This is a genomic window from Bacillota bacterium, assembly GCA_012837285.1.
In the GTDB taxonomy this organism is placed as follows: Bacteria; Bacillota; DTU030; order DUMP01; family DUMP01; genus DUNI01.
The window spans coordinates 1-7,406 of the sequence record DURJ01000139.1 but is presented as its reverse complement, the minus strand read 5'-3'; the positions used below and the strand labels follow the sequence as shown (position 1 = coordinate 7,406).

The following is a 7,406-nucleotide window of genomic DNA, read 5'->3' as shown; positions in this document are numbered from 1 at the left end:
TCAGTTCTGGAATGAGCCTGTCTGTTTCTATCGCCTTGAGTAGATGGTTGAAAAACAGGTGGTAGTTGTGTAGCATGGAATCAGTGGTCACAAAAAGCGGTACCGGTTCGTACCGGCTCATCTCATAGAGGGTAAAAAATTCCCTATAATCAGAGGGCACAACCACAAAGCCGTTCTTAACCAGTAGGCTTTTAGCCGCTTCGGATAAATGGAACATATCCTTATTGGTAATGTTGCTTAAATCCGGTGCTACTCCCGACGGTGGATCATTGCCAGCCGGTCCACCGCCCCCTGGGGCCTCTTGTTGCCCAATCGTACCGGTACACCCGCTACAAGATATGGCGATAACAAGCAGGATAACTACAAACACAGATCGAAAGCGAGCCAATCCAATTCCCCCTTATAACTTATTTCATTTTTCTTGAGGCGTGCGACGCTTTGCGACCAAAACCTGCCAATCCATGCTTTATGTCACTCTCCATACTCCATACTACGACTTTTCGCATAGTCTGTGGACCTAGTGCCGCCCCCCAATAAGACTTATGTCAGAACTCGAAAAGGTTTAACCCAATTTCTTGGCTAAACTTGCGATCTACACTGCCGTCGATAACGTCAATAACAATTTCTCCGGTAGCACTAATCACGGCCGAGTTCAAGTGTCCACCAATGGCCTGGTGGCTGCTGCCGGCTAGGGTAGCGTGCAGATGTAAATAAACGTCTCTCTCTTGGGTGGAGATATTGCCCATTAAGCTGGTGATCTCCATATCCCCAGTCAACTCCCGCGAATGATACTTCTTGGTCGCCGGTTCAAACAAACCGATGACAGCTTTATCCACTGCCCCAATGCCAGAGACTGTTCCTAGCCGGATATTGTTCTCTCGGCACAGCGTTTTAATGGACTCAACTATCTCTTCACCTTTCTCCAACCGAACCACGTACTTGTTCCCGAATCTCCTGTAATCCATGGTTGCTCTCCTTCCAAATATAGATTTTCGCCTTTTTCAGGCGCATCATGTGTATCTTCTAGTTTCTGTTCAGGGTTACCACGACAATTTCAGGCCGGTTAAACAGTCTTTGCGGGAAAACGCTGTTGCCAAGACCCCGGCTGACCACGAGAACGGAAGAGCCTTCCCTATAAATGCCGCTGGTGTAGCGCGGGAAAAAACCCTGCCCTGGTGCGACCAGACCACCCACCAAAGGCAGCCGAATCTGTCCGCCGTGGGCGTGTCCCGAGAAAACCAGATCGATCCCAAAATGGCTGTAAGTTTCAATGAGTTCCGGCCGATGGGCCAAAAGTATGGTAAAGCTGTCGGTACCTTCGAGTGCAGCTTTAAGTTCGGGCCTGATTAGTTCGCCTTGTCTGTAGGACTTGCATTGGAAGGCCGGATCGTCAATACCGAGGATGTAGATACTGTCCTGACCGCGCTGAAGGCGGTGGTGGGTATTGCTTAGAACTTTAACGTTTCTTTTTTCCAGCTGGGGGCGCAAGGTGTCAAATGTTCCCGCCCATCCCTCGTGATTTCCGGTAACGTAGTAGACCGGTGCAATTTTAGCCAACCGGTCCAGAAGTTCTAGGCCTGCTTTGGCGCCGCCGTGGCGGCGGTCGATCAGGTCACCGGTGAACACTACAAGATCCGGCTGTGCTGCTTTAACCTTTTGTACTATTCCCCGTTGCTCCTTACCGAATGATTTCCCGTGCAGGTCGGAAAGATGCACAATTTTCAGACCGGTAAATGCTGTCGGCAGGTTATCAAGGTTTAAGGTCAAATAGTTAACAGCAACAAGATTATTTTCCCCGTACAAAAAGACGGCCAGAAGTAAGGCCAGGGCTAAGAGAGCAACAATTTTTTTCAGGTTGAACACTCCTTGAGGTATTGTCTCAACCCAATTGTACCGCGATTTCCATATACATACAAAGCATATTTGTTAGCTAAGCCCTGGGTAGTTACTAACCGATGTCATATTTTAGTGGGTAATCAGTGATCAACCAGGAGGAGGGTGGCCATGAATCACGCTTTAGCCACTTTTTTGTGGTATTTTTCCCCGCTGTCGGCGGGAATGTTTGTGTTTGGACTAATACATGCGGCAAAACATGCACTTAAAGGAAACGAAAATAAGACCTTTTGGTATGGTGTCATATCAACCATTGGTTTCTTAACGTCACTGAGGACATTAGTGGAGGTTATTACCTGGTGATCTATAAATAAGCAACGTGAGGGTATTGAAATGCAAATTCCGTGGATTGCAATTTTAGGACCTGTGGCCTTGGTTTCAATAACGGCCCATATACTGTATAGACTTATTACAGAGCACATTGATCAGCGCTTTGAGGAATTGAAAGAGTGGCTGCAAGAAAACAGCCAGACAAGATGAGTATAGCCTCCGTTGAAGTTACACATCTGTCTGGCAAACTTATTAAGTGTGATTGGCTGAAATATTAGTAAAGTGGGGGTTTCAATCATGCGTATCGGTTACGATCTAGGCGTTGTCGGGGCGACAGTGCTCTTTCTAATAATAGGAATTCAAGTTCTACTTTCAACCAGAAAGCAAAGGGTATTAGGGTACGTTATGCCGACCTTGTTTCTTATTCTGGGCGGAAGCAATTTATACAAGTCACTGTATGTATATAATCCATATCCCACCATGAAAGAGGGAATGCTCATGACATTTGGTCTGTTGGGATTTGGTATTTCCGCGGTTACGCTGGCTGTCTGCAGGGTAATTGAAAAACGTAGCCGGTAACAAATACAGATCCGGGGGGTTGGGAATGAACAGTAAAACAACCACAGTCTTATCCATAGCGACCGTCATTGCCGCTGTGGTCTTGAATTTCCCTGAGTTTCTTATGGGGAGCCCTGCCAGCGCCAAGAACTTAATTGTTACGTTGGCCTACACAGGCATTGGGGTTCTTGTTTTGGTCATTAGTACAATAAACAAAAGGCGGCGAATAATGGCGGTTTGTGCTGCATTTTGGCTGCTAACGCTTTTGTTCGCGCTGCTAACTGCTTATGTAAATATAACTGATGTTATCGTTGATTGGGCCATACCTTTTGTTATTGTTCTCTTGGGACCCTGGTACGGGGTTAGTTTTTTTATCAGTGATTTTGTAGCAGTATCTATCATAATAGCGCTAATATCTTTTGGTATGTTGGCAACGGCTATCCTTTTGCTTAAGTGCACGAAATGAGAAGGATTGACTATTACCCCATGTTTCGCTGCACAAACAAATCTGTAGAGAATAAAAGTATAGGTGTTGCTTCCAACCCTTACAATTAGTTTAGGGAGCACGTAATTACGTTTATGTGCTGCAGAGCATAAACGTAAAAGCTGGCTGTTCGCACTAAAGCTAAAAGTCAAACGATTTTTGGTCTTAAAGTGGTCACAACTTTGCTCAGTGTGTCCGCGGGTGGATTGATAGTGGACAAGCAGAAGGCGCAAGAAAAAACTATGCTGCTCCCGTTATGTCACAAAACTGTTATTCGAACTGTTATAAGGGTACAGTCGGCTGATGAACGTTGAAAGGAGGAAACCCATGAGTGATATAGAGTTGGGGCATCGGTTTGCCGCCGGCGGAGAAGATGAGCTGGAAGAGGTAATCAATCTTTACGGTGAAAAGCTGCTTAGATATGCAACTGCTATCTTATGTGACTACCATGAAGCGGAAAATGTGGTGCAAGAGGTTTTTCTTTCGGCTTATCAAAACCGTACAACTTTTGACGGCAGTAATCTCTCTGCATGGCTGTATAAAATTACATACAATCGCGGTTTAAACCAACTGAAAAAACGCAGATTTTTATTTTTTAGTGAAATTCGAGTTGAAGCAGTTTCGCCTGCTAATGATACGGGTCTGAGTGACGAGACACTCTACGCCCTACGGCGGCTCAAACCGAAAGAGCGGGCCTTACTTTATGGACGAATAATGGAAGAACAGAGCTATAAGGAACTCTCCATACTGTTAGGGTGCTCTCCTGCTACCTTGCGCAAACGATACGAACGGGCAAAAAAGAAGCTGGCGGCCTATCTGACCGCCGGGCAATATGGAAAGGAGCCGAAATATGAGAACATTTGATAGGGACGAACAAGATATACATGACGCACTTTCACAAATCACTGTTGATGCCGGTAAGCTTGCCGGACAGGTTAAAAGGCGGTTGAATGAGGAAATTCCCCGCACTGCGCCGTGCCAGGTGCGCTGGTCAATGTCCGCAGTTGCAGCGTTAGCTTTGTCGGTGATGTTGGTTGTCACCGCAGCGGCTGCGACACTGGGTGGCTTTGATTGGTTTATCGAAAAATTTAATCCCTCCTTTGGTGAAATTGTTGAGCCTGTCGAGGCATATTGTGAAGATCAGGGAATCCGCATGGAGGTCATCGGCGCACAAAAATACGACAATATGGCGGTTGTCTATCTGTCTCTTCAAGATGTAAGCGGGCAAAACCGACTGACTGAGCAAACCGATTTCCAGGACGGGCTTACCGTGAAAATGAATACACAGAAACAAGAAGCAAAGGGACAAACAGACGAAATTGCCACTAGCTTCAGCTGCGGGCAAAAAATGCTCTACTTTGACGAGGAAACCAATACCATATATTATGAATTCAATATTACAGCCGATTCGGATTCACCGCTGTCCGATCCGCTGGAATTAGGCAGCTTTCTTATATGTTTTGATAAAAGGTCATATGAGGAGCCGATTTCTCTGTCACTATCATGTATAAAGGAGGCTGACACTACATTCATAAGTGAAAACCAGATTTGGGGAGACTCGGATATCCCGGATGACCTTAGCGATTTGACAGTGGTCCTTACACCCGGCAATTATGCCCCTATGCCCCATAGCGAAGACGACCAGTGGATTTCAAATATCGGTATTATCGATGGAAAACTGCATGTTCAGACAGGCAATCTTTGGTATAAAGAGTTTGGGAGCAATGATGCTACGTTCTCTCTGATGACACCTGACGGCAAATTGATTATGGCCGACTATGAATTGGAGCTCTTCAGTGATAAGGACTATCGCCTCCTTGACCACGAGAAAAACAACTATGCCGATGCAGTATACAAATATCAGGAAACTGTCTTTTCTATAGACACCGAGGAACTTGATGGCTATACTCTTTGCTATGCCGGCTCGGTTTATTCCGGTGTGGAAGGCCGCTGGAAGGTAGCCGCAAATCTAAGCGATACCAGTCGTCAAATGCGTATCTTAACAAATGACATTCCCGTTGAAGGCCATCTCTTTGAGCATATAACCCTTAGCCCCTTGGGACTTCAAGTCATCGGTTCCTACACGGGAGAAGAGTGCATGGCCAGCGGAATGTCTGTGGCAGTTGAGACAACAGATGATGTTATTCCGTTGGAAGGCGGCGGCGGTAGCCATAACCCTCAAAAACAGACCTTTAATTTGCACTGGAACACGGAAGTTCCTCTTGACGTTACCAAAGTTACCGCTGTCATTATAAACGGCAGCCGTATTCCGGTCCAATAGCAAGATGACATTTGCTATTGCCAGTGAAAAACCGAATCTTGTAAGTGCTGTGGGGCAAAATCCGAGCATAACGGGCAGTTAAGGCCCAAACACATTTTAGGACGTGCAACAAGGGGCTGTTCCTGATTATGGCATGTATGCTCCCTGGTCATGGCTTAGACACAACTCTTGGTAAGTGAACCCTCTACCTTGTAGCATATAAAAGGGAACCCAGCATAGGCAGGTTCCCTTTTTTTGAATCAACACAACGATCCGGGTTTTTTAGGATGAAAGTAGATGGAGACGGGCGCCGTAGCCTAGACTACTGTAATGCTTCCTTACAGATATTTATAACTAAAGGCTTCTCAACAATAATACTCGTTAGGCTGTTATCTCAGGACAATCTCCTCCGGGAAAGGGACCTTCCTGGAAATGTTCCACATCTTATCAATGTAGGCAGTGGTATAGGCTTGCTCAATATAATGATAATAATATGCTGCCTTATCAGTTAACCGATATTGGCCTTTTTCACGGTAGATCAGGCCCATCTTTTCTAAGACCAGAAGCTCAAACCCAAACATTTTTCTGAGTGGTACGCCAACGATAACTTCAAATTGATCCGGAGAAATATTCATGGAATAAGCATTCCAGAACAAGAAGTATACCCCTCGCTGACGTTTGGTAAAGTCGAGAGTCAGAGAGGTCGGCAGTTTTTCTGACTCTATCCTCTCTATATATGCCTCGATTGAAAAGGTATTGATCTTGAAACTGTCTTGCAGCAATGTAGCAGCAGACACGCCAAAGCCTAAAAAATTATCCCTGGTAATAGAAGAATATTTCTCAGTTCCGGGGTTGGCAAAAGTCCAGACAGAGGTTCTCTCCTTACCTGTGTTTCTGCAGTGAGCAGCAAGGGACTGCAGCATTTGCTTTTTGTTCCTTTCAGGTAACGGCTTGTATTGATTATCAGCAAAAGTAAAATCTATAAATGGGTAGGTGGAAACCTGAGTTGCTCCATATCGAAAAGCAGTGTCAACATCCTCTACTAAGGTTTTGTCTGTTTGTCCAGGAATTGCAAAAATTAAATCCACATCCACCACATCGAAGCCGGCTTGTCTTACTAATTCCAGCTTCTGAGTAAAATCCCGCCTCTTGCGTCCTAATTTACTTAAACAGTTCTGGTCAAAAGACTGTATTCCTAAGCTGACCATTGATATTCCTGCATTTTTTAATTTTTTTAGGTTTTCTTCTGTAATATCGTCAGGATGTAACTCGATGCCAATTCCCTTAGTGATAATAAAATATTCCTTGAGCTTACCTATAATACTCTTCAGATCATCTGTAAGTAGTGCAGGAGTTCCGCCGCCAAAATAAAGGCTCGTAGTAGTCCTTTTCGTTTTTAAGGATTTACCTACCAAGGCTATTTCATTAAGTAAGGCCTGCACATATTTTTGAGCAAGTTTTGGTTCATGAATAACTTTACAGTATGGACAAAAGCTGCACAGGGAACGGCAAAAAGGAATATGCACATATAAACCTAAATCGTCGGATTGTGTAAAGATAAGTGATTCGGTATATTTGCCCTTAAATCGAAAAGGCTTAAAGCTTCGTGTTAAGTAAGCTCTAAGAGCGGAAGTAAACATTGTATTTTCTCCAATCTGCTTAAATAAAAGCGCCTTCGTGTCATGGTATCTCCTTCTGTTGCTATTATGTTACCATGGCACAAGAGATTCTTTTAAGTTCATTAGGGGGGTTCCCCTCCTCCAACTTTAGGCTATAATGATGAGCCATCTTATGTCCCAGCGTTGGAGGCAGCCTATAGTGGACCCCAATGTCAAGACACAATTTTTAAGGATTTAAGCGACAGGGGTAATCCCGGAGACGGGGTTGGACGATCCATAAGCATCAGAGTACTCGCGAGGTCTGGTAAGGTTACGCAATCCG

General features: G+C 45.0%; 8 protein-coding genes. 4 read left to right on the top strand and 4 right to left on the bottom strand.

Translation table 11 applies throughout. From position 1 onward, the window contains the following. From GX016_08175 to GX016_08165, 3 genes are all read right to left on the bottom strand, one after another. Positions 1–217, bottom strand: a 217-nt coding sequence (locus GX016_08175) for a DUF3160 domain-containing protein (protein ID HHT71536.1), incomplete at its 3' end; no start/stop codon positions are given. Between the two features lie 328 nt (positions 218–545). Then, positions 546–965, bottom strand: coding sequence for a DNA-binding protein (locus tag GX016_08170; GenBank protein ID HHT71535.1), 420 nt, complete (start codon positions 963–965; stop codon positions 546–548). Positions 966–1,023: 58 nt separating this feature from the next. Then, positions 1,024–1,854, bottom strand: a complete 831-nt coding sequence (locus tag GX016_08165) for a metallophosphoesterase (protein ID HHT71534.1) — start codon at positions 1,852–1,854, stop codon at positions 1,024–1,026. A 606-nt stretch (positions 1,855–2,460) separates the two neighbouring features. Between GX016_08165 and GX016_08160 the strand changes: the two genes are divergently transcribed. The 4 genes from GX016_08160 to GX016_08145 all read left to right on the top strand — a co-directional run bounded on the left by GX016_08160 (position 2,461) and on the right by GX016_08145 (position 5,486). Next, a complete protein-coding gene (locus GX016_08160) occupies positions 2,461–2,742 on the top strand; it encodes a hypothetical protein (protein ID HHT71533.1) in 282 nt (93 codons plus the stop codon). Between the two features lie 25 nt (positions 2,743–2,767). Next, a complete protein-coding gene (locus GX016_08155; GenBank protein ID HHT71532.1) occupies positions 2,768–3,187 on the top strand; it encodes a hypothetical protein in 420 nt (139 codons plus the stop codon). 345 nt (positions 3,188–3,532) lie between these two features. Continuing rightward, positions 3,533–4,069 carry an RNA polymerase sigma factor gene (locus GX016_08150; protein ID HHT71531.1) on the top strand — a complete coding sequence of 179 codons (537 nt, stop codon included), beginning with the start codon at positions 3,533–3,535 and terminating at the stop codon, positions 4,067–4,069. Beyond that, positions 4,056–5,486 (top strand): hypothetical protein, encoded by a 1,431-nt coding sequence (locus GX016_08145; protein ID HHT71530.1) that lies wholly within the window; start codon positions 4,056–4,058, stop codon positions 5,484–5,486. Before GX016_08150 ends, GX016_08145 begins: the two co-directional genes overlap by 14 nt. 368 nt (positions 5,487–5,854) lie before the next feature. Here the strand turns inward: GX016_08145 and GX016_08140 are convergent, their stop codons facing one another. Further along, positions 5,855–7,105, bottom strand: coding sequence for a radical SAM protein (locus GX016_08140; GenBank protein HHT71529.1), 1,251 nt, complete (start codon positions 7,103–7,105; stop codon positions 5,855–5,857). Between the last annotated feature and the right edge of the window lie 301 nt (positions 7,106–7,406).

Coding starts and splice junctions, on each gene's coding strand:
- GX016_08170 (HHT71535.1), bottom strand. CDS start 965: ATGGATTACAGGAGATTCGGGAACAAGTACGTGGTTCGGTTGGAGAAA.
- GX016_08160 (HHT71533.1), top strand. CDS start 2,461: ATGCGTATCGGTTACGATCTAGGCGTTGTCGGGGCGACAGTGCTCTTT.
- GX016_08155 (HHT71532.1), top strand. CDS start 2,768: ATGAACAGTAAAACAACCACAGTCTTATCCATAGCGACCGTCATTGCC.
- GX016_08150 (HHT71531.1), top strand. CDS start 3,533: ATGAGTGATATAGAGTTGGGGCATCGGTTTGCCGCCGGCGGAGAAGAT.
- GX016_08145 (HHT71530.1), top strand. CDS start 4,056: ATGAGAACATTTGATAGGGACGAACAAGATATACATGACGCACTTTCA.
- GX016_08140 (HHT71529.1), bottom strand. CDS start 7,105: ATGTTTACTTCCGCTCTTAGAGCTTACTTAACACGAAGCTTTAAGCCT.